A 25,140-nucleotide genomic window follows, 5' to 3' on the forward strand; every position below is an offset into this window, starting at 1 on the left:
GGTGCGAATTCAACGCGGCGATGACTCACCTCCTGGAATCGCTCACCTTTGCCGGGTTGTGTCATGGAACGGCTCACCTAGACGTCTTTTGTTTCTGACTAAGGTGCGGCTCCCGCTCCTGGGACTGCTCACCTCTCAGCAAATTTGAACTGTCTGTCTCCTGGAAAGCTTCACCGTTGAACGTAATGAAGTGACCTCCTGGAATTCCTCACCTTTGATCGTGGTGGTGCCGTCTCCTGGAATTCCTCACCATTCACCGGTGTGGCGCTATCTCCTGGAAATCCTCACCATCCTGGAACGGCTCACCTCAACGAGCGACCCTATCGGCAAGCCAGACGACTGTTTTTTTTGCGGCGTCGAGTGCTTCTTCCTTCGAAGCAAACACGGCACCCGAATAGTATTGGACCGGCGTCCAGGCTCCGCCGTCTTCAACATCGCGGCGAAACTCTTCAAATCCGTAGGTGCTGTCTGAACGCAGGAACAGATCCACGCACCGGTTGTGCTCATCGTTTTCGATGCTGTCGAGCACCAGCGAAGACTTGTCGATACGTGATGACATTTCGAATCTCCACTCGCAGACCGGATTCACACTTTGTCGTTGTCACGACTTACCCGTCGGGATGCTATCACCGCGGGCGACTCCCTGTTTTCGGCCACCCGTAGACCATTCGTAATCGGCTTTTTTAAGTGCGGGGATGCCCGGAATCCCGCCATGGGCAGCGCCTCGTCCCATTGTTCGGTTTGCAGCAACTGTGATTTCAACCTATCGGCATAGAAAAAAGATAGGCGCCGACTAAACTGCATCTTGTCAGCAACGCGCGTCTCACCCGATTCGCGGTGCTTCTAAAAAATCGCATTGGAGGTTCATCATGAAAAGCAAACTTCTTGCAGCCTTGCTCGTCGCAGCGACTACTGCTTTCGCTGCTCCCGCATTTGCTAGCGGCTACGGCCCGGCACCTTCGTATCGTCCGTCGGTCGGCGCCCCCGCTTCGCAGCGCGGCCAAAGCGCGCAAACCGTCGCAGCAGAACGCAACAACGCTGTCGGTTCAGTCAATAGTTCGTACGGTGGCGTCGTAACGTCGTCCTCGGAATCCGGCAGCCGTCAACCGGACCAGTCGTTCGGTCGCGTGTACGCAGGTCACTAATCTGAAAGTCGTGTGCGTACCAAGGCTGTAGCGAGGTGTCGAAATGTTGAAGGTTATTGAAGGTGCAGCGGTTCTGGGTGCGCTGATGCTGTATCTGGTGCCCGCAATGATTGCGGACGCAAGAGAACGGAAAGACGCCTTCGCGGTGACCATGGTGAACATCCTGCTCGGATGGACGGTGATCGGTTGGTTCGCGGCGCTGATCTGGGCGCGGCATCCAGTGAGCGATCGCCGTCTGAAGCACTTCGCGATGCGGGCGCAACGCGCGGTCGCGCGAATCACTATCGATACAATCGTCGCTCGCGCTGAATGCCGTGGTAGTTCGATCCCGGCGTTCAATCCGCGTGTTGTGCCGATCGTTGCGCGCATTGCGGCGCGTAGTAGTCGGCGGAAGATTTAGCTCGGGCTGCTGGTTGCGTGGCGTCTTCGGATGACTGCAAGCTATCGCGGTATCGATAGTTCGGTTAGAACTTCACCTTCAACTGAAAGCCGATCGTGAACGGAAGATCATCTGACGGAATCGGCGGAATCACAATGAAGTTCGCGCCCACGCGCTTGTACTCGACCATGACGATAGGCGCGACCACCGGCCCGATCGTATGGTCGCGGCCCAGGCCCCAGTTGCCATAGTTATAGCCCGAGATAATCCCGCCGATGGCCGCGATCCGCACAATGCCCCAGTGCGCGAATTCCGGCGCCCATACCCCGCCACCGTAATACGAAGGCCGGCGCAACGAGTTGCGAAAGCCGCCGGCAGTCAACGCCCATTGGTTATTGAGCCAGCATTCGACGCCGAGGCCCGGGTTGAACTGCTCGAAGTGTGTGTTCGGGTCGGGGTTGATGTGATACGAACCCAGCATGGCGTCGACCCATATGCCGCCCTCGCACCAGTCGCCGGCATGCGCGGCGGTGGCAGCGGCGAAGCTGGCAACGAGCGCTACTGCGGTACGTCGAATGTTCTTGTTGATCTGCCGAAAATGCATGTCCTCTCCGCCACCGGTCGCGCGCCGGCGTCATCTATGTTCTGGGTATGCCTGCTTGCCGTCCGTCGCGCACTGTACCTCAAGCCGCACACACGATGTTGAGGACACGCTCGGGCGCGCGGGCACAAGACGTGCCCGGTAGCGCAGACACAACAGTAACGGAGAACCGATGGCAGAGCGGTGAACGCGCCTCACGCGTTCACCCGCGGAAGGTCAAAGACCGAGATCGGACAGGCTCGGATGGTCGTCAGGGCGGCGGCCGAGCGGCCAGTGATAAAGACGGTCGGCTTCGCGAATCGGCATATCGTTGATGCTCGCGTGACGGCGCGCCATCAGTCCATGCTCGTCGAATTCCCAGTTCTCGTTGCCGTACGAGCGGAACCAGTTGTTCGAATCGTCGTGCCATTCATAGGCAAAACGCACGGCGATGCGGTTATCGGTGAATGCCCACAGTTCCTTGATCAAACGGTAATCGAGTTCTCTCGCCCACTTGCGGCGCAACAAGCCGACAATCTCCGCGCGACCATTCGTGAATTCGGCGCGGTTGCGCCATACGCTATCCACCGTGTAGGCGAGCGACACGCGCTCGGGGTCGCGGGTATTCCAGCCGTCTTCGGCGGCACGCACTTTCTGGATCGCGGTTTCGCGTGTGAAGGGCGGCAGAGGCGGGCGGGTTTCAATCGAGTCGGCCATGATGGTTCCTCAGTCAGGTTGCGGTTCGCCGGGACGGCGGTCGTTTGCTTGGCGGTATGCCTGGCTCGTCCGCGCACTCCGCGTCGAGCAGGACTTGGGCTGCGGTCTGCGCGTCGAGGGCGGCATCGGGCTCGCCGCTCACCAAAGCCACGGCAATGGCGCCGTCGAGCAGGATCAGCCATTGACGCGACAGGCGCGCCGCGCGGCGGGTGTCGATATCCGACTCCGCCGCGAATGCATCGCATTCGGTTCGCACGAACGCCAGCAGGCGTTCCTTGTGATGGCGCGCGACGACCCGGATCGGGTCGTCCGCGGAGGCAATCTCACCGGACGCGTTCAGAAACGCGCAACCGTGAAAATCCTCCGATGCAAACCATTCGCGCAGCACTTCGAACATGCCGAGCAGGCGTTTCTTCGCCGTCTTGCCATGCCGCTGCGTGCCCGCGATAAACCAGTTCATCCAGCGTTCGTCGCGCCGGTCGAGTGCGGCCGCAACGAGCGCATCTTTCGATTCGAAATGCGTGTAAAAGCTTTTGCGCGCCGTGCCGGACTGTTTGACGATGGCGTCCACGCCCGTTGCGTGAATGCCGCCGGCGTAGATCAGCGCCTCAGCCGCGTCCAGCAGCCGCTCGCGCGCGCTGCCGGGAGTGACTGAATCAGTGTGAGTTTCGGAAGCCATGGACGAAGGGTAGAACGATCATTCTCCTTCGTCAAGCCTTTTGCGTTTTTGCAGGCAGGACGCGCGAACTGCTATCTTGTGCACGATCGGTCAACGGGAACCAACTTCATGAGCACACTGACTCTCCGCGCCACGTTAGCGCGCGCCTTGCTCAGCGCAACGCTACTGACGATGGTGGCCTGCACGCCTGTGCAAGTGCTTACGCACACGGTCAGCCAGAACGAAACGCGCGTGCCGCCCGGCCGCTACGAAATCGATCCGGATCACTGCAGCATTACCTTCGACATCGATCACTTCAAGTATTCACGCTTCACGGCGCGCTTCGATCGCAAGAAGGGAGAACTCGACTGGAACGAAGGCGGTCTCGACAAGAGCACGGCATCGGTGACAATCGACGCCGCCAGCATCGATACGAATGTGCCGTTGCTGGACAAGATGGTGAAGAGCGCAAACATGCTCGACGTGGAGCGCTATCCGGAGATTCGCTTCGTCAGCACGCGTTTTGAGCGCACGGGCGAATCGCGCGGCACGTTGACTGGCGATCTGACGATTCGCGGCGTCACGCAACCGGTCACGCTCGACGTCACCTTCAACGGTTTTGCCCCCGATCCGCTCACGAAAAAAGACACGCTCGGCTTTTCCGCCGAGGGTCATTTCAGCCGTGCGAAGTTCGGTTTGGCAACGTGGTATCCGGCCGTCGGCGATGATATTCACGTGCGCGTTCAGGCCGAATTCGTCAAAACGCCCGCAGGCGGGTGAGCGCGGTGCGGGCGTTTTGAACCAGGCGTTTTGCGCTGTGCGCGCGCTGCTACGATAGCGCGCGTCAAAGCAGATTCACCACGTGTTAACTCACGCGGCCGTCCAGTCGAGAATGACCTTGCCACTCTCGCCTGAGAGCATCGTGGCGAACGCTTCCTGATAGTCGTCGACCTTGAAATGGTGCGTGAGGATCGGCGAGAGATCCAGGCCGCTTTGCAGCATCGCGACCATCTTGTACCAGGTCTCGAACATCTCGCGCCCATAAATGCCCTTGATTTCGAGGCCTTTGAAGATCACCTGGGTCCAGTCGATCGCGGTCTGCGCGGGCGGAATACCGAGCAGCGCAATCTTGCCGCCGTGGTTCATTGCTTCGAGCATGCCGGTGAACGCGCTCGGCACACCTGACATTTCCAGCCCGACGTCGAAACCTTCTGTCATGTGCAGATCCGCCATCACGTCGCGCAACGATTCGCGCGAGACATTGACCGCGCGCGTCGCACCCATCTTGCGCGCGAGTTCGAGGCGATAGTCGTTGACGTCGGTGATCACGACGTTGCGCGCGCCCACATGTTTCGCGATCGCCACCGCGATGATGCCGATGGGTCCGGCGCCGGTAATCAGCACGTCTTCGCCGACCAGGTTGAACGACAGCGCCGTGTGCGTGGCGTTGCCGAACGGATCGAAAATCGCGGCGAGGTCGTCGGAAATCTCCGGCGGAATCTTGAAGGCGTTGAAGGCCGGAATCACCAGATACTCGGCAAACGCGCCTTCGCGATTCACGCCGACGCCCACCGTATTGCGGCACAAATGCCGGCGCCCCGCGCGACAATTGCGGCAGAAACCGCAGGTGATATGTCCTTCGCCCGACACGCGATCGCCAATCGCAAAGCCACGCACTTCCTGGCCCATTTCGACGATTTCACCTACGTATTCGTGGCCGACATGCATCGGCACGGGAATCGTTTTTTGCGCCCAGTCGTCCCACTTCCAGATGTGAATATCGGTGCCGCAAATCGCCGTGCGCGTGATGCGGATCATCACGTCGTTGTGACCGACTTCGGGTTTCTTGACGTCCGTGAGCGTGAGGCCGGGAGCGCGTTCGAGTTTTGCCAATGCTTTCATGTGCGCCTCCGTTTTAAATGACGCCGAGTTCGCGGCCGACGCGCGCGAATGCATCCACCGCGCGGTCGATCTGTTCGGGCGTATGGGCGGCGCTCATCTGCGTGCGAATGCGCGCGCGGCCCTTCGGCACGACAGGGAACGAGAAGCCGATCACGTACACGCCTTCTTTCAACAGTGCGTCGGCCATTTTTGAAGCGAGTTGCGCGTCGCCGAGCATGACCGGAATGATCGGATGCTCGCCGGGCACGAGCGTAAAACCGAGCGCGCTCATTTTGCTGCGGAAGTGCGCGCCGTTTTCGCGTACACGTGCGCGCAGTTGCGCGCCTTCTTCGCTCGCCAGCAGTTCGAGCACTTTCAGCGAAGCAGCGGCGATGCTCGGTGTCAGCGTGTTCGAGAACAGATAGGGACGCGAGCGCTGCCGCAGCAACTCCACGATCTCCTTGCGCGCGGCCACGTAGCCGCCCGATGCGCCGCCGAGCGCTTTACCCAGCGTGCCGGTAATGATGTCGACGCGCGACAGCACGCCGCAATGTTCCGGCGTGCCGCGCCCATGTTCGCCGACAAAACCCACCGCGTGCGAATCGTCGACCATGACGAGCGCGCCGTAACGGTCGGCCAGATCGCAGATGCCGGCGAGATTGGCGATGATGCCGTCCATGGAGAACACGCCGTCGGTCGCGATCAGTGTGAAGCGTGCGCCCGCGGCCTTCGCTTCGATCAGTTTCGCTTCGAGATCGGCGAGATCGTTGTTCTTGTAGCGAAAGCGCTTCGCCTTCGAAAGCCGCACGCCGTCGATGATGCTCGCGTGGTTCAGCTCGTCGCTGATGATGGCGTCGTTTTCGTCGAGCAAGGTTTCGAACAGACCGCCGTTTGCGTCGAAGCAGCTGGAGTAGAGGATGCAATCGTCAGTCTGCAGAAACTCGGCAAGCGCGTGTTCCAGATCTTTATGCACGGTTTGCGTGCCGCAGATAAAGCGCACGGACGCCATGCCGAAGCCGTCGTTGTCGAGGCCTTGCTTGGCGGCGTCGATCAGCCGCGCGTCGCCGGCGAGGCCGAGGTAATTGTTCGCGCAGAAGTTCAGCACGTCGGTGCCGTTAGCCAGACGAATGTCAGCCGATTGCCGGCTGGCGATCACGCGCTCGTTCTTGTAAAAGCCGTCGGCGCGAATCTGTTCGAGGGTGCCGCGCAGATGGGCGAGGTAAAGGTCACGCATGAACCAGACTCCTGAAATGGGTGATGGCGCCTGTGTCAGCGTGTTCGGCATGTGCGACCACGAGGCGGCCTGTTATAGTCGGCTGTCAGTTTTATCGGATATTTTCGTTTTTCCGAACTAAAATCCGGTATGTCGAACAACTCTAAACGATGGGTCAGGAAATGGCAAGTTCGGGTATCCGCCGCGCGGCAGCCAACGCGGCGCCCACTTCAGGCGTAATGTCGGTGCCGGCAGTCGCGGCGCCGCCGCGCGTCGGCGAACAGATTCAGCGTTTGCGCGCCGAACGGCGCATGACGCTCGACGATCTGTCGCGCGCGGCCGGCGTGTCGAAATCGATGCTCTCGGAAATCGAGCGCGACAAGGCCAATCCGACCATTGCGGTAGCGTGGCGTCTGACCAATGCGCTCGGCGTCAGCCTGGATTCGCTGTTCGCGCCGCAAAAGACGCCGGAAGCGATCGCCGTCTCCGGTCCGCACGAGATTCCCACGTTGAGTGGGCACGACGCCAAGTATCAGTTGCGCGTGTGGGGGCCGATCGAGCTGGCCGGCAAGTTCGAATGGTACGAGTTGACGCTGCAGCCGGGCGGGGCGCTGGTGTCGAACGCGCACGAACCCGGCACGCGCGAGCATCTGACCGTGCTGCAAGGATCGATCGAAATTGAGGCGGCAGGCACGACGAAGCGGCTGAAATCAGCGGACACCGCGCGCTATGTCGCCGACGAGCCGCACGCGATCCGCAACGCCGGAAAGGGCGAGGCTAAGGCGCTGCTGGTGGTGATTCACGGCTGATTTTCGGCGCACCGTGGCTAGCAGTTGGCGGAATCGACACTTCGGCTGAGGTTGCATCCAACACTGTATATTTGTACAGTACAGGGTATCGACTGGAGCCGATCATGAACAACCTGACAACCGACTCGACCGACCATGCTCTGGCCGCGCTGCGCTATCAAACCGCGGCGCGCGATCTCGAACGCATCGTGCGCAATATCGCTGCGCGCTACATCGTTCAGGAGGTGCCGCTCAGCTGGCGTCTGCTGCATGCCATCGAAGCCGAAGCGCTGGCTGACCTCGGCTTTGCCAGCCGGCACGACGCAGTCATGCTTGGCCTTTTTCAACGGCCGTCCGATCTGCCGTATCCGGAAACGGACGAGGCGGTGGATTTCGGTACATCCACGGCACTGCCTGCCGTGTTCGCCTTCGCGGTCAGTGCTTATGAGGAGGCGGCACGTCGCGCTGCGCAGCCGTCGTCGGAGAACGCGCCTCTCAAACATGCACGCGCCTGGGGCGACTGACCGACGGCTGCATTTCCATCGGTTGCCACCTACAATGTGTGCAACTAACAGAAAGAAAGCTCATGTCACCTCCTCACTTGACCGACTCGGTCCCACGCCCGGCGCCGTCCACGGATCTCTTCGATCAGCAACGTGAAGACTGGCGTCGCGATCCGCAAATCGCTTTCGACGCATGGCTTGCCAAGCAGCATTTCCGCCGGTCCTCCGCTGAGGTCTACCAGGCGCAATGGGGGCTTTTTCTCGAATGGCTGAGCGTGCGCCAGAAAAGTCTCGTCACGGTCGATGCTCATGCGATTGCCGAGTTCGTCGCCGGTCTCGACGTTAAAAAAACTCAGCGTGTGCGGTATTTGCGGCTGATCGAACGGGTGCTCGATCATGTGCGCGAAATCGAATCCGCTTCGACTAATCCGGCGCGCTTCATTGCTCAGGATGGCGAAGCAGCGTGGCGCAACGCGCGCGATAACGAGCCGACCGGCTTTCTCAGTCACGCGGAAAGAACGGCGCTGATCGCGCATCTGTTTTCGCCGTTGCCGGTTTTGTCTGCGGCGCAACGTTGGAGGGAGCGGCGCGACCGCGCTCTGATCGCTGTGTTTTTAGGTGGCGGGTTGAAGACGGGCGAGGCCGCCGCGCTTACGGTTAGTTGCGTGAATGCCGGAACGCCCTGGGTGACGATCGAGTCAGCCAACCCGATGCTCACGCGGCGCACCCGGCTCGCGCCGTTCGCGGCGGCGATTCTCGACGCGTGGCTGGCGGAACGGCGGCTCTCGGAACTGGCCGGCAATCTGGTGTTTCCCGCGTCGCCTTCCGGAAGGCCCATGCATAAAGCCACCATGCTGCGCGCCGTCGATGCTTTGGTCGACGGAGCCGGGATCGCGGAGTCGCGGGCGTCGCGAGCCAGTCCGCAAACATTGCGGAATACGTTCGCAGCGGATCTGTTCGAAAGTGGAGTCGAGGCGGAACTGGTCGGCCAATGGCTGGGCTTTGTTCAAGCGGTGTCGGCTAACCGTCTGTACCGAGCTTGGCAAAACTGGATGGATCAGCAGGATTCTCCCGCCGCCGACGTTCCGGATCCAGCGGTCACGCCCTTACCCGCACCTAGACGCGACGGGCGTTTGACGAGGAATAGGGGAGCCGGCGAATCCTGAAATTCCTCACCTTTCGGGTCCCGAATTTCCTCACCTTTGCCGATTTATCCGCTATTGCACCGCGTCAAACCCCTGACGACTCGGCAATCGGATCGCTCGACAGAAACCGGCTAACCGCCTCCAGCCTTGATTCGCCGAGGCCCGATGAGTGATCGCACTCCGGACATTGCAGTTCGAAGCGGTGATTCACTTGCGACAGTTCCGGCTCACCTTCCTCACATTTTGGGCACCGCAGGGGAAGGGCGACGTGACCGTCCGCGGCCGTGCCGATCGTCCTCAATTCGTCGCCCGTCAAGCGTCCAGCTTCAACTAGCGAGCAGAGCAGATTCGCAATCGCCGGATCGATCCCTTGCTGACCGCGCAAAACGGCGACTTCTTTCGTGAGCCTATCAACTTCATCCGATTGCTCGCGCAGTTGAGCGTCGAGCCGGTCGCCGCGCGCCTTGGCCGCGGCGATCTGCTGAATAAATTCAAATTCCTTGCGACTCGCGTCGCGCACCCCCGACTGGTAAGTGGCCGCCATGCTGCGCAACGAGTCGAGCTCGACGAGCATCGGCTTGACGCGTCGCTCGGCTTCGGCGACAGCGTCCTTGATCTGCTGCGCATAATGTTCGGTGCTTTGGCGCAATTCGACGTGCAATGCGTCGATCCGGTCTCTCAGCGTCGCGTTGTTCGCGAATTCGTTGTCGAGCCGTTGACGAAGCGCTTCGTTTTCGTGATCGAGCCGACGCACCGTTGCCTGTAAACCTTCCTGATGAGCATTTCCGTGCGTGGCCGCGTTCGACAACTCGGTCTCGAGCGCGCGAACACGTTCCCAAGCCGCCTCGGCTCGCAACTCGCTGCGCTTGATCGCGTCTTCCGACGCTTGCTGGCGAATTTCCGCGTCTCGAGCGCGCTGGTCAGCGGCGGCAACTTGCGCACGAATTTCCTCGCGCTCGTCGTTGAGCGTAGTGCGCGCATGTGAGACGGCTTCTTCAAAAAGTGCACCCAGCAATTCGCCGGCACGATCCTCAAGTGCTTTCGGGATAGCACCTGCGCCGACTTTCACACGCGACACATTCCGGATGCGCTCCCAGAAGTGGTCGATGTCCTTTGGAATGTCGCTCGCGCTACCGGTCTGGGTCAGATCACGAACTGCGGCCATGGACGGGCGAATGCCCAGATCAAAAAACAGCCGTTTGCATGCGTGCAGTGAAAGTTCTTGCCGCCGCGCTCCGTTGGCTCGCAGCACTTCAAGCTCGTCCCGAATGGATTGCCGTTCCTGATCCAGATTCATGTATGCCTCGATGTCGCTCGAAATTGGATGAATCATAACAATTTACGTACTGTTTGCTACGTATCTGTTGGTCGAGGGTACGGAATAGAGAAAAGGGCTGTCTTGCTACCAAACGTGAGGCGGCGGATTTGTGCTAACGGATTTTTTCCGTGAAACAAAACGAAGAATAGCCAATAACTTGTTGTAAAGAAAGGGCTTTTAAAGCTTTTACGACGATCGCGCACTGTTTCACGAACGCGTCATCTTGGCTGCATGGGTTGAAAGACTTTGTCCGAAGGACACGCGGGGGAAATTCTAGAGAGTAATAAAAGTAAACACCTTTGAACCCATGTTAAAAACGTTAACGCCACGGCAAAGCCTTACCTGGCAAGCACTTCAGCCCGGTAAGGTGAAGCTTTGCGGGAGAGGTGGTGAGGTCTTGCGGGAATGTCGAGTGATGAGGTTCGGGGGCCTTGGTGAGCGGGTCCGGGACAGAACGTGAGCGGGTTCAGGAACCACCCTAAAAGTGCGGCTCAACCAAAGGTGAGTTTTTGCGGGGGCTGAATGCCGTGGATCGCCCGGCAGTGCTCGACAGTCGGTTTGAGGCTTGGCCTGGGCGAGGGTGAGCGCTTTCGGGATGTGGTCGCCTCCCTGTTTTGGGCTGTATTTTGAGCTGGTTAACCCCATTGGTGAGCCAAGTCGGGAGAAAACGCGAACCGAAGGTGAGCCTTTACGGGGTAAGGCGGCGTTTTTGCCTTATTTCTGTGCATTTCGATGCCCAAGGTGAGAGTTTTCGGGAGCGGGCCGGGTTTTTGTCATGAACGTCGGGGTCAGCGCCGATGAGTGGCTCGATGGCCGTGGTCCAAGGTGAGGAAATTCGGGAGGCGGGTTTTGCGCGGTCTGCCGTTCGTGAAATGCACCTGATTTGGGTCAAAGGTGAGGTTTTTCAGGAGGTGTTTGGGAGCTTGACGATCGTTCAGGTGAGGAAATACGGGACCAAAATGGCTTTTATCGGCCGGAAAGGCCCTGCTGACGCTGTCAGAGTCACTTGCATTTAACGGTCGCGGGAATCGAATGGTGAGATTTTTCAGGACTGCGGCGGTCGCGAGCGGAAATGGCTGATTCCTCTGAAATGGGTCTTGAGGTGAGGTTTTTCGGGATCGGTCGCGGTCGATCGTGCCGGGGCGGAAATCCTAAGTCATTGAAAATATGAAGTATTATTGTCGTGATTCACAAAGGTGAGGTTTTTCGGGGGCATGTAACTGAGGTGATGAGGGGCCCTCTGATGCCACTATGGTGAGGTTTTTCGGGACGGTTTTTCGGTCCTTTTGGAGCACAAGACGTCTGAAAGCCGCGTCGTTCCGAGCGCTTCGCCAGTCTTAAGGTGAGGTTTTTCGGGAGCTATGAGTGGGGTAAACCGACCCATTATTGGCTCAAGACGCCTTGCTCGAACATCGTCTGAGGCCGTTGCACGAGTGGTTGTGCATCAAGGCACGAAACCTAGGGGCGATCCAGACTGGGCACGTGGTTGGACGGCTCGCGCCGCCTGCGGAGGGATCGCTGGCAGGCGGCGTCGCCGGTTACGCCGGAGCCGTGTGCGGAGCGGTCCCACGAGCGCGGGCAAGGCTTGTAGCTGTGTTCAGCAAGCTCTTGGCGTGGAGTCGCGCGCACACGGCGAGGCGTTACTCGTTAACGCTGCATCGATTCGACCGTTCGCGCATAGGCGTCTCGCAATCGCGCCGGCCGGCCGCTGTCCTGCAGTCAAATGATGCCCAAAACTTGTTCCTCAGTTTGATCGGCCGTACGAGGACCCAGTCCGCAGCGGCACACCCGTCAAAATTCACCAGATTTTTTTGAGGTGAGAAGATTCGGGACTGAATGGCCCTCGTTCGCACTTGCAGCAGAAATGCTCTGAAATTGCCAGGCCCGCGACCTGCAAGGACGGCCCGAACCTGGCGCCAAACGGCTGAGGTGAGGGTTTTCGGGAGTTGCTCGAGGTGAGTTGCGCCTCGTAAACTCGCTTCACCCGCAACGGTGAGATCCACGCTATAGACGCGTATCACCGCAGCCGGTATGCTCTCGCCAAATCCCTCCTCGACCCGACGCATGGCCACGAAGCGCGCGAAGAAGACCGACGTAGTCAGCCCGAGCTCGGCCGAGTTGCGCAAAGCCGTCGAGGCGATCGCAATTCAGCCCAAGAGCGGGAAAATCACGCTCCTTACCCGTAAGCTGTTCAACGTGCTCCTCGCCGTCGCTCAGCAAGCGGACGAATCCGGCGACACGTATCGGGCCTTGCTATCCGACATCGTCGCGAACTCCGCGTTTGATTCCAACGACACCGCGCTCGTCAAGGAGCACTTGCGGCGCATGGTATCGGTGCAGGTTGAATGGAGCACGGGCACGTCCAGTCAGAAGCCGGGCCGGAAATGGGGTATTTCCACGCTGATTGCCGACGCGGAAATTCTCGAAGACCCGACCACCCGCCGTGTCTGGGTGGAGTTCTCGTTTGCACCGAAGATCAAGAAAAAGCTACTCGATCCGGTTCAGTACGCCCGCCTGAGTCTCCAGTTCCAAAGCCAGCTGCGCAGCAGCGCGGGCCTCGCGCTGTACGAGATTTGCGTGCGCTATCTGACGAATCCGAGCCATTTGACAATGCGCGAGACGTGGGAATGGTGGCGCCCTATCCTCTCCGGCACGCCGGACACGGAAGCGGGCGATGAAGCGAAGCGCGAATACAAGTACTTCAAGCGTGATTACTTGCGCCCGGCCATCGCCGAGGTCAACGCGGTCACCAACATCTTTGTCGAACTGATCGAACATCGCGAAGGGCGGCGGGTCGCCGAGATCCAGTTCCGCGTGACCGAACGCAAGCAGCCGATGCTCGCGCTCGACGAACATCCGAACGTGTTCGACAGTACGCTGGTCGACCGGATGGTGAAGATCGGCATCCCGCTGAAGGAAGCGCAAACGCTCTACGCGGACAGCGAAGAAAATCGCATTCGCGCCGCACTCCAGATGACCGAGCAACGCATGCGCAGCACGTCGCTGCCGCCGGTGCGCAGCGCGCCGGCGCTGTTCAAGGACGCGTTGAAGAAAGGTTACGCGCCGCCGGTCGAAGCGCTGCCGTCGGGTACTGGCGGCAAGGCTGCGGTTACCGCGCCGGCCGACGACCTCAAGGCGCGCCTGCTAGGTGAGTATTCGGCGTATCGTCGCAAGGAAGCGCGCGAGTTGTACGACGAACAAGGTGAGTCCGAGCGGGATATCGCGCGGCAGTCGTTTGAAGAAGATGAATTGCCGGGACTCGGCACGCACATGCGCGACGACTGGCGTCGTCGTGGGCTGGATTCGAAGATCGTCGAAACGGCTTTCTTCGATTGGCTGGCTCGCAAGACCTGGGGCGAGCCTACCGACGGTGATCTGCTTGCCTTCACGCTGAGCCAATCGCGCGCGGCGTAATTACTGAGTGGGGCGCGGCTATCGGCTGCCGGCCCCATCGCTCTACCGGTCTTTCCTACTTCAGCATCTTTTCAATCTGGCGAAGGATGTCGTCGCGCTTTTCACGCGTGAGCCCCTTCAAGCGCAGTTCGATTCGATCATCCCCATACGATTTGAGATCGCCGACAGACACGCCGTCGAGCTTGATTTCCAGGCGCTGAGCGTAGCGTTGACGGCCCGCAGGTTTGGTGCTTTCCTGCGTGGTCGCTCTTCCCTTGACGATGTCCGCAACTTGCCGCGTACTCAGATCGTCCGAGAGGATTTTGTTGATCAGGCGTAGCGTCGCGTCGGCGCCGCGGGCAGTGTGATAGCGACCCACCTGATACGCCATGTTCGAGCCAAAGCGGTCCGGTCGCGCGACCATCTCGTGCATGACGACCTCAGGCAGTTTGGCGATCGACAAGGCGACCGCAACCGTCGACTCATCTAGCCCGAGGTGTTCGGCAAGCTCCTTCTGACTCTGGAAATGCCGATCGTCGAGAAAGCGTTTCCATACAACCGCGTTGTCGAACACCGTCTGCGAATCGCGCTGGACGTTGAGATCGTAGCCAAGCTTGTAGCTCTGGATACCGATCGGCAGATCGATGACGATCGCCTTCACCGTTTCCTTGTTCGCTTCTTTCAGCGCCCGTACCCGCCGCCCGCCATCGCTGACGTAGTAGGTGCCGGGATTGTCGTAATCCGGGATGACATGAATCGCCTGCTGCTGGCCCTGCTTCGCCAGATTGACAGCGAGTTCGGCAATCGAAGACTTCAGATAGAAGTGCCGCGGATTGAACGGGCTCGGCTTGATCGCCTTAAGCGGCAGATCGATCACCTGGCCCGGTCGGTAGCCGTGCTCGTTGCGCCACGTGCGATAGGCCGCCGATTCATTGGCGGCGTCAGCGGCGTCGACTTCGGCAACGCTCTGCGACGGCATGACTGGCGCGATGGTGCGTCTCACCGCGTCGCTACTCTTCGGATCATTCTTGACCAGGCCGTCGATAGCGTTCAGTCGATCGAGGGCGGTTCGCTTTTCGCTGCTGGTTGAATCAGGACGTGCTTGAAAGCCTTTGGCGAATTGGGAGGGTTTCATTCAGGGTCCTTTATGCGCATAAATTTCACGGGAGCAAGGCGGCGATCTCATTCGCGCACGCCCGTACTTCGATGGCAGCCAGTTTGGCGCCGCGATCATTCATCTGAAGCACTGTTTGCCCTAACGCCATGGCCTGCTTGTAGGCCTCACGTGTGGGGATCTGTGTCTTGAGCAACGGGAATCCGAGCTCCTCCAACGCGCGCTTCAGTTCGCGCGTCAGCATCCGTTTTTCTTCGGTCTTGTTGAGGAGGAAGACCGCACGCAGGTCTTCGTTCATGACCTGAGCCTGCTGGACGAGTTTCACCAACCCGATACTTGACCAGTAGTCGGCGGGGGACGACGAGGTCGGAATCACCGCGACGCTTGCGGCGAGTAGGACGACGCCGGAGACTTTCTCGGTGATAGAAGGCGGGCAGTCGACGACGATGATGTCGTAGTCAGACACGAACTTCTTGATCTCCCGATGAATCTGGCTGCCTGCTTCGGACAGGTTGACGACGGGAAACGGGATACCGGTGTCGCCGTCGGATGATGCACTGGCCCAGTGGATCAGCGTGTTTTGACCGTCTGCGTCTACGACGAGGACGCGTTTGCCTTTCTCATGAAACGCAGCGCCGAGGTGCATCGCGATTGTGCTCTTCCCGACCCCGCCCTTTTGCTGTGTTACCGCGATGATTTCCGCTGCCAATCTTCACCTCCTCTTTTTAGACGCAGATGGATTTTACCTGGATGAATTTGTATATCAATCGTTTTTGTGTAAACGCGAGAAGGATTAGCCATTCGGGATAGGTTTATGCGCATAAAGAAGGGAGTCGCGGCGCTCTGCCGCTGCTGAGGGTGGTCAACGGCCGCTAAGGGCGATGTTGAGGCCGTCCGGTCCGCGCTTGTTGCGCGCTTCAGTGATCACGATTGGCTGCGGATTGACAGCCGCTCAAACGTTCAGCGGGCTCAAGCGGTTTGGTAGACGCGGCGCCAAACCGCTTGCCCATGGACAGTGTCCGGATCGCAGTGTCTGAAGTCGGAGGTGGCTGGTTATGTGACATGCGTCAGCGGTCAACGCATGACAGGCCAGCGGAATTGGCCTCAAGATTTATGCGCATAAAGTCGTCGCAGCAGGCCCTGCTTTGGCGATCTGTTCGCCCAAGCGCGTGCCGGCGTGGTAACTCAGAGCACTGAAACGGTCACCAAGCGTCGAGCCGAGCCAAGCTGAAGTGCCGGAGATCTGGCGCCAGACACGTCCATGAGCTCTGGCGAAGTTCGTAGGCGGGCGTGCCCCGACGGGAGAGCGCGACGCTTGAGACACAGGCAATCGCAGAATGCCGGTCGCACGGTTTATGCGCATAAACTGCGAAACGGAAGGGTGAGAGCCAGCCAGCGGTTCCGCACGCAACCGCCGCATGCCAACGTATTGATCGATCAATCACCCCCGCAGGCTATTCACGGATCTGTGCCTTCGCGCCACACGTTGTCGGAACCTGCCCAGGTTGCGTTCACTTTCCGGTGATTGAGAAAGACCCAGCGTGGCCCGCCGTGCCCAGCACCATTCGCAGCCGAACAATAAATTCAATAACGAAGCAAATAGAAAAAGCGCCTCATCCACGCGAAGACTCAGCCCAGCGTGGACACCAAACCCGTCATGCGATTAGGCAATCGTCCCGCGCCCGAATCCGCGTCGTCCGCGCAACGTGCACCGTACAACCGGCAAATACAAAACCCCACCGCAACGCATCAACCAGCCAACTCCGCACCCGCTAAAATCCCACCCAACTGCCGCCGCGCACACGCGCCTCCAAACCACCCCGCAAACCCATGATCACGATCTACCACAACCCCCGTTGCTCGAAATCGCGCGCCACCTGCGAGCTAATCGCCACCACCTACAACAGCGCAAACGAAGCCACAGAAATCGTCGAATACCTGAAGCATCCACTCACGACGAAACAACTCAAGCAACTCAACGTTCAACTAGGCTGCACCGTCCGTGAAATGCTTCGCGATAGCGAACCCGAATACAAGGAACTTCAGCTCTCCGACACAGCATTGACCGACACTCAGTTATACGAAGCTTTGGCAAAACATCCGATCCTTCTGCAACGGCCGATCGTCGTGCGAAAGGGGCGAGCCGTAATCTGCCGCCCGCCGGAAAACGTTGCCACGTTATTCGACTGAATGGCGTAACAAAGCGCTCACATCGAAGCAGAGTGCCAAGCCAGCAAACTACACTTTGCTACCCGGCAACGCCGCATCCCTGGTCACGATCTTCGTGGGAATGATGCGCAACTCGCTGAAGGTATCGGCGATACGTTGCTGTTCCGCAAGCACGTTCGCATCGACGGGTTTGTACACGTGCGCGTAATGCCGCAAACCCGCTTCGATCACGCCCGCGTCCAGACCTTGAATCGGCGCGAGCTGCGCGGCGGCCTCGCTGTAATGCCCGCGCACCCAGGCGCCTTCTTTGCCCACTTCGTCCATCGTGATCGCGAGCACATTGGCGTTCTGTTCCGCGGACGACCGCGCGCTCAGGAAGAACTGGTGATGGCTCACAATGCCGTCGGCGTCCGTCAGAAGGCGCGCGTTCGACTGACGCTTCGCTGCTTCGAGAAACGGATCCCAGATCGCCCATGCATCGATCGCCCCGCGTTCGAAGGCGGCGCGCGCATCCGCCGGCGCCAGATAGACCGGTTGAATCTCGCTGTACTTCACGCCGGCTTTCTGCAGCGCGGCGACCAGAAACCAGTAAACATCCGAACCTTTGTTGAAAGCGATTTTCTTGCCCTTCAGATCGGCCAGCGTTTTGATCGACGCATCCTGATGCACGAGGATGCCTTCGGCATGCGGCGTCGGGACCTCATAGGCGACGTAGACGAAATTCGCGCCGGCGGCCTGCGCGAACACGGGCGGCGCCTCGCCGACATAGCCGAAGTCGATGGCGCCGACGTTCAGTCCTTCAAGCAACTGCGGTCCGGCAGGAAACTCAGTCCATTTGACGGTAATGCCGAGCGGCGCAAGCCGTCTTTCGAGCGTGCCGTGCGCCTTAAGTAACACGAGCGTATTGGCGGCTTTCTGATAACCGATGCGAAATTCCTGTGCGTGCGCTTCGGCGGCAAAAACGGACGTGGAGATGACGGGCAGCGTGGCGGCGGCGAACGTTGCGCCCACGCCGGCAATGAACGAGCGGCGCGTGAACAGCGGATGACGTGACATGAGAGGGCTTATGAAAAAGACGGACGCAAAACGGACCGATTGGCTCCGACGATAGTTCGTATGCAAGCCTGGACGAACCGATAAATTCGCATAAGCAAATCACGCGAATAGAACGAAGCTGGGCGGACCATGTTTTGTCTGCCTAACTGCGTCGAATCTGAAGCGGCCGCTACAATTCGTCGTCCGCGCCCGGCCGCGGCTGCGTCATTCGACAAAAAGGAACACCGTGCATCTGACGACAACACTCGCCCCGTGGTCATCCCACGACACCCAGCTCATTCTGTCGTGCGTGCTCGGACTCGCACTGATCATCGTTTTCATCAGTGTGTTGAAACTCGCGCCATTCCTGTCGATTCTGGTCGGCACGTTCGCCGCGGGTTTTGCAGCCGGCCTGCCGCTGGAGGCCGTCGCCAGTGCATTCAGTAAAGGTGCCGGTGCGTTGCTCGGTGACGTCGGCATCATCATTGCGCTCGGCGCCATGCTCGGTGCGCTCATGGCCGAATCCGGCGCGGCCGACCGGCTCGTCTCGACCATTCTCAAACACTCCACGCCACGCACGCTGCCTTGGATGATGGCCGTCGTCGCGTTGATCATCGGCTTGCCGCTCTTCTTCGAAGTCGGCCTCGTGATGATGGTGCCGATCATCTTCGTGATGGCGCGCCGCTCGCAGCAGCCGATCCTGCGCATCGCGATTCCGGCGCTGGCGGGCATGACCACGCTGCATGCGCTCCTGCCGCCGCATCCTGGTCCGCTGATCGCGGTAAGCGCGCTGCACGCCGATCTCGGCCTGACGCTCGGGCTTGGTCTGATCGTTGCGATTCCCGCCGTGATTCTCGCGGGCCCGCTGTATGGCATCTGGTTGTCCAAACGGATGCACGTCGTCGAGCCGGAGGAAATGGGCAAACTCTTCAGCGCCAAACAAGATACCGGCGAGCCGCCGAGTTTCGCGATCTCGCTCATCACGATCCTGTTGCCCGTCGTGTTAATGCTAGGGCGCACGGTTGCCAAGCTGCTGCTCCAGCCCGAAACGTTCCTTTTCAACACGCTGAATTTTCTCGGTGAGCCGCTGATTGCGCTCGGCCTCACCGTGCTGTTTGCCGTGGTGGCGCTGGGATGGTCGCGGGGCATGGCGCGCGAGCGCGTCGGCGGGATTCTGCGCAAGAGCTTGCCGCCGATCGCCGCGCTGCTGCTGACCATCGGCGCCGGCGGCGGTCTTAAGCAGGCGCTCGTGGTGGCCGGCATCAGTTCGACCATCGGCAAGATCGCGGTCGGCGCGCACATGCCGCTGATTCTGCTGGCGTGGCTGATCGCCGTCGCGCTGCGCCAGGCGACGGGCTCGGCAACCGTCGCCACGACGACAACCGCCGGCATCGTCGCGCCCGTCGTCGCCGGTCTGAGCACGACGCACAATTCGCTGATGGCACTCGCCATCGGCGCGGGGTCGGTGTTCTTCTGCCACGTGAACGACGCGGGCTTCTGGATGGTCCGCGAGTATTTCGGCCTGCAATTGAAACAGACCGTGCTGGTGTGGTCGGTGTTGCAGACGATCGTGTCGGTCGTCGGCCTCGCACTCACGCTCGTGTTGTGGACGGTGCTGACTTGACGCCGCTCGAGGCTCTCGCGGCGTTGGCAGGAATTGATGTGCGGCTGTCCATTCCGGGCGGCCGGCGCCGCTTACACTGCCCGGCAAGCGAACTGCGGTCCCGCAGCGCGCCTCCCTGAAAACGCGGAGCCACCATGCTAGAACTGAGACCGTCCTGCGAAGGATGCGGCAAGTCACTGCCGCCGAACGCGTCCGATGCGATGATCTGCACGTACGAGTGCACCTTCTGCGAAATGTGTGCGCTCACTACGCTGCGCAACGTATGTCCGAATTGCGGCGGTAATTTCCAGCATCGGCCGGTTCGCACGCGCGCGCAGCTTGAGAAACATCCGGCCGGCACCACGCCGCATCCCGTTTCGATCGATGAAGCGTCGCACGCGCGTTTCTTCGAGCGCTATCGGGACACGCCGCCCGGCGAACGCTAGGTCAGATGGCGCGCTCACATGCGCCGTGACACCAAAGCACGACGCACCGCGCGTGCCGTGCTCGCCGTGCGCTTCAATCGTCGTTATTCACCGCACCCGGCGCCGCGATTCCGCTGACCGTATGCGCCGCCACGCGCAGCAGACGGATCTGCTTTCGATAGTTGCGGCAGCCGCTGCAGGTCGGCAGATGCAGACGGATCGCGACCCACTCGCCGGTCGTCAAGGAGCGGTCGAGCGCGTCGGACAACAAGCGCGTGATGTGCTTACATTTCCCCATTTGCGTCCTCGCTGGATAGGCCCTTTTCGCTCAGGCAAGTGCGCAAGCGCAGCCGCGCGCGGTAGATCAGCACGCTGCAATGATTGGCGGTCATCTGCAATTCAGCGCAAATCGCCTCGGTCTCGAGATCGAGGAATTCGCGCATCATGAACACGCGTCCGATGTGCTCAGGCAGGCGTTCCAGGCACATCTCGAACAAGGTCCAGAACTGTTGCTGACGCAGCACGGTTTCAGGCGTCGGCCACGGGCGCGGCTTGCTTTCGCGCGACCAATGCCCGTTGTCTTTGAACAGATCGCGATCGAGCACGCCTTCACCGTCGAGCTCGGACTCGAGCGCCGACAGGTTGATCGTGCGTCGCCGGGCGCGCAGGGTGTCGACGAGTTTGTGCCGCAGGATGCCGAACACCCAGGTCTTGTGTTCCGATTGCGCGGCGAATCGATCGGCTTGCGTCCATGCCGCGGCGAGCGCTTCCTGGACGGCGTCTTCCGCGGCGGCGGCATCGCGCAGTTGCAAACGGGCGAAGCGCACCAGATCGCGTCGCAGTTGCGTCAGATAAACGGGATCGTCGAGCGCCGGCGCGCCTACCTGCGCCATGGACGACCCCGTCGACGCAACGCTTTCTCGCGCGTGTTTTTTGTTTGATGGTAGCGATACATAAGCGGGTGGTTGTCCTCGCACTGTGGCTGAGCGTGTGCGCCATTCTCCCGCGAGTGCCTGCGCAATCGAATCGGTATTGAACATAAGCCCGACCTTAAGCGATGACCAGACCAAGTTAGTCGCACCACGCATTCCGTTATGACAGCAACAATAGATTATTGCGAAAATTGAAACCGCACCAATAGCAGTGCCAGCGGTGCACGGCTGCACAAGGAATGCCGGCCGTCGATAGAGGCTCGAACCTGCACAAGCCAACCGGCCCAATTATTTCATGAATTGAAATAAAGTCTTATTGTCTTCGCTGTTTTTCAGCCGACGATCAGTCGATATTCTTCAGTCCATCGATCGCCCCAGATCGCGAACCAAACGCTGAGGAGCAGCACCATGAAACGCATTCTTTCCGCCCTGATCGCATCCGTCGCCCTGTTTGCCGCCGCTTCCGGCGCTGCTCACGCTGCCGCTCCGTCGCAATGCAACGGCCCGGCCTCGTACTGCAACGTGTTCTTCGGCAACTGATCGGCTGGCGGGCACGGACCCGTCGACGAGGAAGCTTCCGAAGTCAAGAAGAAGGGCGCCAATGGCGCCCTTTCGCTTTTGAGCCAGAAAAACTAGGCCACGACTCGATGCTAGCCTAAGTATTCCGCCCAGTGTGGCAAGCACCCAATCAACCCGGCAACTGCCATCAGCCGAAGAAATCCAGAAAGGCGGGGTCCGAGGGACGCGGCACATCTCACGAGCGGAAAACAATACCCGGCACTCCGAAGCAACACTCGCGCCCGGCACGCAAATGCATTCAATGGCCAGCCTACTAACGTGTTACAGTGGGTCAACAGCTTGCAGTTCTCCTGCGCCTACGCGCAGTCTCTGACGCAAACGCCTCGCATCACAGCGCCCTGAACCGAACAGGGTCCCTTCCTCCAAAGCAGCTTCGCGGTGTCGTCAACCTGGCCTATTGAATCGGCCGTTCTTTACGCGCATCGTCGATCAACACCAGGTTTCGCTGGTACGCCGCGTTTGTCGGGCATGCGCCCGGCAACCAAGCCACGTTCCACGAAAGCGTTCACCGGAGACGAGCATCATGGGCAATACAATCAGAAGTTATCGAGGTCTCGAGATCTATCCGTTGGTGTATCCGCACCAGCCAAGCGGTCTCGACGGCATCCGCCACTACGATTCGGGCTTCGATGCCGCCGTGCGAATCTGCCGGCGCGGCACCGACGACACAATGACCGGCAGCCGCGTGTTTCGCGTGCCGAGTCGTTCGCCGTTCGGCGCGGCCGGCGACGCGCGCATTGCTTCAACCAGCTACGCAGAGCAGGTCATCGACGGCATGGTTGCCGGCCAGTCGATCGCCGGACTCTGATGCGCGCGCCAATGGCAAGCCAAGCTACCAGGCGCTCGCAGAGCGCGAATCTTCCCGCCCTCACGGGGCGCGCGAACTATCAGGTGATGGCGTCCTCGCGCCGCACTTCGAGCGGCACCTTGCCGACGCTGAAGGTGATTCGCTTGAGCGACGAACGGGTCATCTACCCGTTCCGGGGGCACGCCGACATGCCCTTTTTCGAAGACGCCGCAGCGGCGCAGTCGTTCGCCGAAGCCTATGGCTGGCAGTTGGTAGATGGCGACATTGCCGTGCCGGAATGACCTACTGTAAGCGGGACGAGGCAATCTCGTGACGCAACCGCGGTAGGACGGCAAGACGCAACGCCTCAACCTGAGCGGCCGGGCAAGTCGCCACTTCATCGCCGCAAGCCACCAAACGCAAGGGCAGCCTAACGGCGAAATGCGCCTGGCCCGCCGCGCTGCCGGCGACTAAATCTTCCCGCCGCCATCCATGCCGCTGCCGCGGCGCCACACTTCCTTGCCACGTTCGGACAACTCGCCGCTGCTATGCGTGGCGTCCGCCGCTGTACCGTCGACGGCCATCTCGCCCCCCGCCTGTTCCTGCGCCCGCTGCTTTTCCTTCTTACGAGCGGCGACTGCTTCATCGTGGGACTTACCTGCGTAATTCGAAGTCGTGACTTTATCCTCCAGCAATTTAACGCGCTGACGCGGCGCACGCGACCGGTCATTTATGCCTGACGCATCGATTTCTGTCGAAACGGGGCGGTAGCAGACACCCTTTTGCCTCAAAACGTCTTAGGCCGAAAGCATGCTTGATTGACAAGGCAAAAGTACCAGTTATCCACAAAGTTATTCAGAGAATCTGTGGATAACTTTGTGCGATAGAAAGTTATCCACAACGTACCTCCCGTCGTACGTGCCCCAAAAGTCTTGCCGCTGCTATTTTGGTACCGCGGTCCCCGCCCGCCTACGTTTTGCCTATGATGGACAGTTCGTACCCTTTTGCGCGTCGAGCGCCTTACACAAGGAAGCGAATCATGGCCTATCACATTGCAGTCGTCGTCGGCAGCTTGCGGCGGGAGTCGTTCAACCGGCAGTTGGCGCAAGCCGTGATTTCACTGGCGCCGCCCGACTTCGCCTTCGAATTCATCGATATAGGTTCATTGCCGCTCTACAGCCAGGACTACGATGCCGACTACCCGGAAGCGGGCAAGCATCTGAAGCAGCGCATTGAAGCGGCCGACGGCCTTCTGTTCGTCACCCCCGAATACAACCGCTCCATGCCCGGCGTGCTGAAAAATGCGCTGGATTGGGGTTCCCGTCCGTGGGGCACCAATTCCTGGGGCGGCAAACCCGGCGCGGTGATCGGCACATCGGTCGGCGCGACCGGCACGGCGTTGGCGCAACAACATCTGCGCAACGTGCTGGCATATCTGGATGTCGCGGTGCTCGGGCAACCCGAGGTGTTCATCAAGCACGATCCCGCGGTTATCAACGAAAAAGGCGAGATCCTGAACGACGGTACGCGCAAGTTTCTGCAGACTTTCATGGATCGCTACGTTGCGTGGGTCAAACATCGGGGCGCCGCTTAAAAGCGCCCGGGCGGCAACGTTGCGAGAGAGAAGCGAGCTGATCGCAAGACTGAAGGCGGCGGCGTGCCGTAACCGCATGGCCTGCCGCCGCGATCGCTTTCATGCTCAGACGTGATGATGCCCCGTCACCCGCTCCCAGCCGTGACGCACCGCTAGCTTGAAGCGCTCCCAGGTACTATCCGGCGACGTGCTTTCCCAATGGCGCCGTGCTTCCGGCTCGACGTCGTCCCACGGCTGGTCGCGATAGCGCATGTCCTTGCCGATCTCCGCGCCATAGCGGTACGCCGGTACATAGTCTTCGTAACGCGCGTTTTCGGCGGCGTACTGTTCGTCGTAGTGCGCGCGGAAATCTTCCTCGTACTCGAGATACTCGTTCGGCATCTGCGCGCCTAAGCCGGCGTGCGGCTGTCCCGCTTCGGAAACGACTTCGGACGGCTGCATGACCGCGCCCGAACCTGGCATCGACCCGGCGGCGATCGCGCTACGGCCCACGTCGCCGACCAGCGGATCCGTCACCGGTTCGTTGATCGGATCGATCACAGGCCGTTCGCTGAGCGGCGGCGGCACGAACGGCTCGGCGTCCGTGCTTCCGGGCGGCACTGCGTATCGCGGGTCGGCCATCGTGGCGGGCCGTCCTGTCGCCGCCGCGTCCGCGGCGGCTGCGGTCGCGGCCTGCTTCGGGACGCTCGATGTACGCGGCATGCCCGGCGTCGCCGCGCCGATGCCGAGTTCATCAAGGACAGAATGCTCGCGTCCGATTTCGTCGACCGGCGCGTCCCAATCGGGAGCGCGTTCGCCGATGTCGGTCGCACCGAGTCTCGTCAAAGTATCGCGAGCGAGGTCCGCGTGAGCTTCGCTCACCGCGTTGACGCACACCAGCACGGCGCCGCGGCGGACGGCTTCGGTGTAGCGTGCCGTTTCCGTTGAGCGTGGACCGCTTGCAAACAGGCTCGACAGGAAGCGCTCGATATTCGCCAGCACGCCCGAACCGGCAACTTCGTCAGTGGCGGAGCCGACCGACGGTTCCGGATTCGCCTGCAATTCGATCGTTTCGCGGCCGAAACCGGTCTGGACGAGCGAATCGCGCGCTGCTTCCGCTTGCGCGTAGGTGTCGAATAAACCAATCACGGTGTGTCGCATGGCCGTCTCCCGACGTATTTAGACACAACGAACGACGCATTC

General features: G+C 60.3%; 28 protein-coding genes. 14 read left to right on the forward strand and 14 right to left on the reverse strand.

Annotated features, from left to right (window positions below; genetic code table 11):
- Window positions 1-307: 307 nt before the first annotated feature.
- Complete coding sequence (locus B0G80_RS37830) at window positions 308-559, reverse strand: hypothetical protein (protein WP_116122761.1); 252 nt, start codon at window positions 557-559, stop codon at window positions 308-310.
- Window positions 560-869: 310 nt separating this feature from the next.
- Between B0G80_RS37830 and B0G80_RS37835 the strand changes: the two genes are divergently transcribed.
- Window positions 870-1,145, forward strand: coding sequence for a hypothetical protein (locus tag B0G80_RS37835; RefSeq protein ID WP_116122762.1), 276 nt, complete (start codon window positions 870-872; stop codon window positions 1,143-1,145).
- A gap of 43 nt (window positions 1,146-1,188) precedes the next feature.
- On the forward strand, window positions 1,189-1,545 hold the full coding sequence (locus B0G80_RS37840; protein ID WP_116122763.1) for a superinfection immunity protein: 357 nt from the start codon (window positions 1,189-1,191) through the stop codon (window positions 1,543-1,545).
- A gap of 64 nt (window positions 1,546-1,609) precedes the next feature.
- Here the strand turns inward: B0G80_RS37840 and B0G80_RS37845 are convergent, their stop codons facing one another.
- The 3 genes from B0G80_RS37845 to B0G80_RS37855 form a co-directional block, all read right to left on the reverse strand.
- A complete protein-coding gene (locus B0G80_RS37845) occupies window positions 1,610-2,128 on the reverse strand; it encodes a hypothetical protein (protein WP_116122764.1) in 519 nt (172 codons plus the stop codon).
- Window positions 2,129-2,341: 213 nt separating this feature from the next.
- Window positions 2,342-2,821 (reverse strand): nuclear transport factor 2 family protein, encoded by a 480-nt coding sequence (locus tag B0G80_RS37850; RefSeq protein ID WP_106281526.1) that lies wholly within the window; start codon window positions 2,819-2,821, stop codon window positions 2,342-2,344.
- A gap of 13 nt (window positions 2,822-2,834) precedes the next feature.
- Window positions 2,835-3,500 carry a TetR/AcrR family transcriptional regulator gene (locus tag B0G80_RS37855; protein ID WP_116122765.1) on the reverse strand — a complete coding sequence of 222 codons (666 nt, stop codon included), beginning with the start codon at window positions 3,498-3,500 and terminating at the stop codon, window positions 2,835-2,837.
- Window positions 3,501-3,608: 108 nt separating this feature from the next.
- On the opposite strand from B0G80_RS37855, the gene B0G80_RS37860 reads away from it, so the two are divergent.
- Complete coding sequence (locus tag B0G80_RS37860) at window positions 3,609-4,259, forward strand: YceI family protein (protein WP_116122766.1); 651 nt, start codon at window positions 3,609-3,611, stop codon at window positions 4,257-4,259.
- A 90-nt stretch (window positions 4,260-4,349) separates the two neighbouring features.
- On the opposite strand, the gene tdh is transcribed toward B0G80_RS37860, so the two are convergent.
- Both tdh and B0G80_RS37870 read right to left on the reverse strand, forming a co-directional pair.
- Entirely contained in the window at window positions 4,350-5,381 is a 1,032-nt protein-coding gene (gene tdh / locus B0G80_RS37865) for an L-threonine 3-dehydrogenase (RefSeq protein ID WP_116123881.1), read from the reverse strand.
- A gap of 13 nt (window positions 5,382-5,394) precedes the next feature.
- On the reverse strand, window positions 5,395-6,594 hold the full coding sequence (locus tag B0G80_RS37870) for a glycine C-acetyltransferase (RefSeq protein WP_116122767.1): 1,200 nt from the start codon (window positions 6,592-6,594) through the stop codon (window positions 5,395-5,397).
- A gap of 149 nt (window positions 6,595-6,743) precedes the next feature.
- Here B0G80_RS37870 and B0G80_RS37875 point away from each other — a divergent pair, with 149 nt between their 5' ends.
- The 3 genes from B0G80_RS37875 (at window position 6,744) to B0G80_RS37885 (ending at window position 9,030) form a co-directional block, all read left to right on the forward strand.
- Window positions 6,744-7,382 carry a helix-turn-helix domain-containing protein gene (locus B0G80_RS37875; RefSeq protein ID WP_116122768.1) on the forward strand — a complete coding sequence of 213 codons (639 nt, stop codon included), beginning with the start codon at window positions 6,744-6,746 and terminating at the stop codon, window positions 7,380-7,382.
- A gap of 104 nt (window positions 7,383-7,486) precedes the next feature.
- Window positions 7,487-7,885, forward strand: coding sequence for a DUF2471 family protein (locus B0G80_RS37880; RefSeq protein ID WP_106281515.1), 399 nt, complete (start codon window positions 7,487-7,489; stop codon window positions 7,883-7,885).
- Window positions 7,886-7,947: 62 nt separating this feature from the next.
- Window positions 7,948-9,030, forward strand: coding sequence for a tyrosine-type recombinase/integrase (locus tag B0G80_RS37885; RefSeq protein WP_116122769.1), 1,083 nt, complete (start codon window positions 7,948-7,950; stop codon window positions 9,028-9,030).
- A gap of 64 nt (window positions 9,031-9,094) precedes the next feature.
- On the opposite strand, the gene B0G80_RS37890 is transcribed toward B0G80_RS37885, so the two are convergent.
- A complete protein-coding gene (locus tag B0G80_RS37890) occupies window positions 9,095-10,306 on the reverse strand; it encodes a DNA-binding protein (RefSeq protein ID WP_116122770.1) in 1,212 nt (403 codons plus the stop codon).
- A 2,085-nt stretch (window positions 10,307-12,391) separates the two neighbouring features.
- Here B0G80_RS37890 and B0G80_RS37900 point away from each other — a divergent pair.
- Entirely contained in the window at window positions 12,392-13,741 is a 1,350-nt protein-coding gene (locus B0G80_RS37900) for a replication initiation protein (protein ID WP_116122772.1), read from the forward strand.
- A 55-nt stretch (window positions 13,742-13,796) separates the two neighbouring features.
- Here B0G80_RS37900 and B0G80_RS37905 read toward each other — a convergent pair whose 3' ends face one another.
- Window positions 13,797-14,855, reverse strand: coding sequence for a ParB/RepB/Spo0J family partition protein (locus B0G80_RS37905; RefSeq protein WP_116122773.1), 1,059 nt, complete (start codon window positions 14,853-14,855; stop codon window positions 13,797-13,799).
- A gap of 25 nt (window positions 14,856-14,880) precedes the next feature.
- Window positions 14,881-15,543, reverse strand: coding sequence for a ParA family partition ATPase (gene parA, locus B0G80_RS37910; protein WP_012428795.1), 663 nt, complete (start codon window positions 15,541-15,543; stop codon window positions 14,881-14,883).
- A gap of 1,121 nt (window positions 15,544-16,664) precedes the next feature.
- Here parA and arsC point away from each other — a divergent pair.
- Window positions 16,665-17,024 carry an arsenate reductase (glutaredoxin) gene (arsC, locus tag B0G80_RS37915; protein ID WP_116122774.1) on the forward strand — a complete coding sequence of 120 codons (360 nt, stop codon included), beginning with the start codon at window positions 16,665-16,667 and terminating at the stop codon, window positions 17,022-17,024.
- A 48-nt stretch (window positions 17,025-17,072) separates the two neighbouring features.
- Here arsC and B0G80_RS37920 read toward each other — a convergent pair whose 3' ends face one another.
- Complete coding sequence (locus tag B0G80_RS37920; protein WP_116122775.1) at window positions 17,073-18,059, reverse strand: sulfonate ABC transporter substrate-binding protein; 987 nt, start codon at window positions 18,057-18,059, stop codon at window positions 17,073-17,075.
- Window positions 18,060-18,285: 226 nt separating this feature from the next.
- Here B0G80_RS37920 and B0G80_RS37925 point away from each other — a divergent pair, with 226 nt between their 5' ends.
- Together B0G80_RS37925 and B0G80_RS37930 are read left to right on the forward strand one after the other, a co-directional pair.
- A complete protein-coding gene (locus B0G80_RS37925; RefSeq protein WP_116122776.1) occupies window positions 18,286-19,662 on the forward strand; it encodes a gluconate:H+ symporter in 1,377 nt (458 codons plus the stop codon).
- A 134-nt stretch (window positions 19,663-19,796) separates the two neighbouring features.
- On the forward strand, window positions 19,797-20,087 hold the full coding sequence (locus B0G80_RS37930; RefSeq protein WP_106281502.1) for a DUF1272 domain-containing protein: 291 nt from the start codon (window positions 19,797-19,799) through the stop codon (window positions 20,085-20,087).
- 73 nt (window positions 20,088-20,160) lie between these two features.
- Here B0G80_RS37930 and B0G80_RS37935 read toward each other — a convergent pair whose 3' ends face one another.
- Both B0G80_RS37935 and B0G80_RS37940 read right to left on the reverse strand, forming a co-directional pair.
- Window positions 20,161-20,364, reverse strand: coding sequence for a zf-HC2 domain-containing protein (locus B0G80_RS37935; RefSeq protein WP_106281500.1), 204 nt, complete (start codon window positions 20,362-20,364; stop codon window positions 20,161-20,163).
- Window positions 20,351-20,959, reverse strand: a complete 609-nt coding sequence (locus B0G80_RS37940) for an RNA polymerase factor sigma-70 (protein ID WP_116122777.1) — start codon at window positions 20,957-20,959, stop codon at window positions 20,351-20,353. Before B0G80_RS37940 ends, B0G80_RS37935 begins: the two co-directional genes overlap by 14 nt.
- A gap of 447 nt (window positions 20,960-21,406) precedes the next feature.
- Between B0G80_RS37940 and B0G80_RS47535 the strand changes: the two genes are divergently transcribed.
- From B0G80_RS47535 to B0G80_RS37950, 3 genes are all read left to right on the forward strand, one after another.
- On the forward strand, window positions 21,407-21,538 hold the full coding sequence (locus B0G80_RS47535; RefSeq protein WP_013341997.1) for a hypothetical protein: 132 nt from the start codon (window positions 21,407-21,409) through the stop codon (window positions 21,536-21,538).
- A gap of 562 nt (window positions 21,539-22,100) precedes the next feature.
- On the forward strand, window positions 22,101-22,385 hold the full coding sequence (locus B0G80_RS37945; RefSeq protein WP_116122778.1) for a hypothetical protein: 285 nt from the start codon (window positions 22,101-22,103) through the stop codon (window positions 22,383-22,385).
- Window positions 22,386-22,396: 11 nt separating this feature from the next.
- Complete coding sequence (locus tag B0G80_RS37950) at window positions 22,397-22,666, forward strand: DUF6723 family protein (RefSeq protein ID WP_241974842.1); 270 nt, start codon at window positions 22,397-22,399, stop codon at window positions 22,664-22,666.
- Between the two features lie 168 nt (window positions 22,667-22,834).
- On the opposite strand, the gene B0G80_RS37955 is transcribed toward B0G80_RS37950, so the two are convergent.
- Window positions 22,835-23,059, reverse strand: coding sequence for a hypothetical protein (locus B0G80_RS37955; protein WP_258879166.1), 225 nt, complete (start codon window positions 23,057-23,059; stop codon window positions 22,835-22,837).
- Window positions 23,060-23,403: 344 nt separating this feature from the next.
- Here B0G80_RS37955 and B0G80_RS37960 point away from each other — a divergent pair, with 344 nt between their 5' ends.
- The gene (locus B0G80_RS37960; RefSeq protein WP_116122779.1) at window positions 23,404-23,958 is read left to right on the forward strand and encodes an NADPH-dependent FMN reductase; all 555 of its coding nucleotides are present in this window, start codon (window positions 23,404-23,406) and stop codon (window positions 23,956-23,958) included.
- Window positions 23,959-24,063: 105 nt separating this feature from the next.
- Here the strand turns inward: B0G80_RS37960 and B0G80_RS37965 are convergent, their stop codons facing one another.
- On the reverse strand, window positions 24,064-25,098 hold the full coding sequence (locus tag B0G80_RS37965) for a hypothetical protein (RefSeq protein ID WP_116122780.1): 1,035 nt from the start codon (window positions 25,096-25,098) through the stop codon (window positions 24,064-24,066).
- Window positions 25,099-25,140: the final 42 nt, after the last annotated feature.

This window comes from Paraburkholderia sp. BL6669N2 (genome assembly GCF_003387275.1).
Taxonomy (GTDB): Bacteria; Pseudomonadota; Gammaproteobacteria; order Burkholderiales; family Burkholderiaceae; genus Paraburkholderia.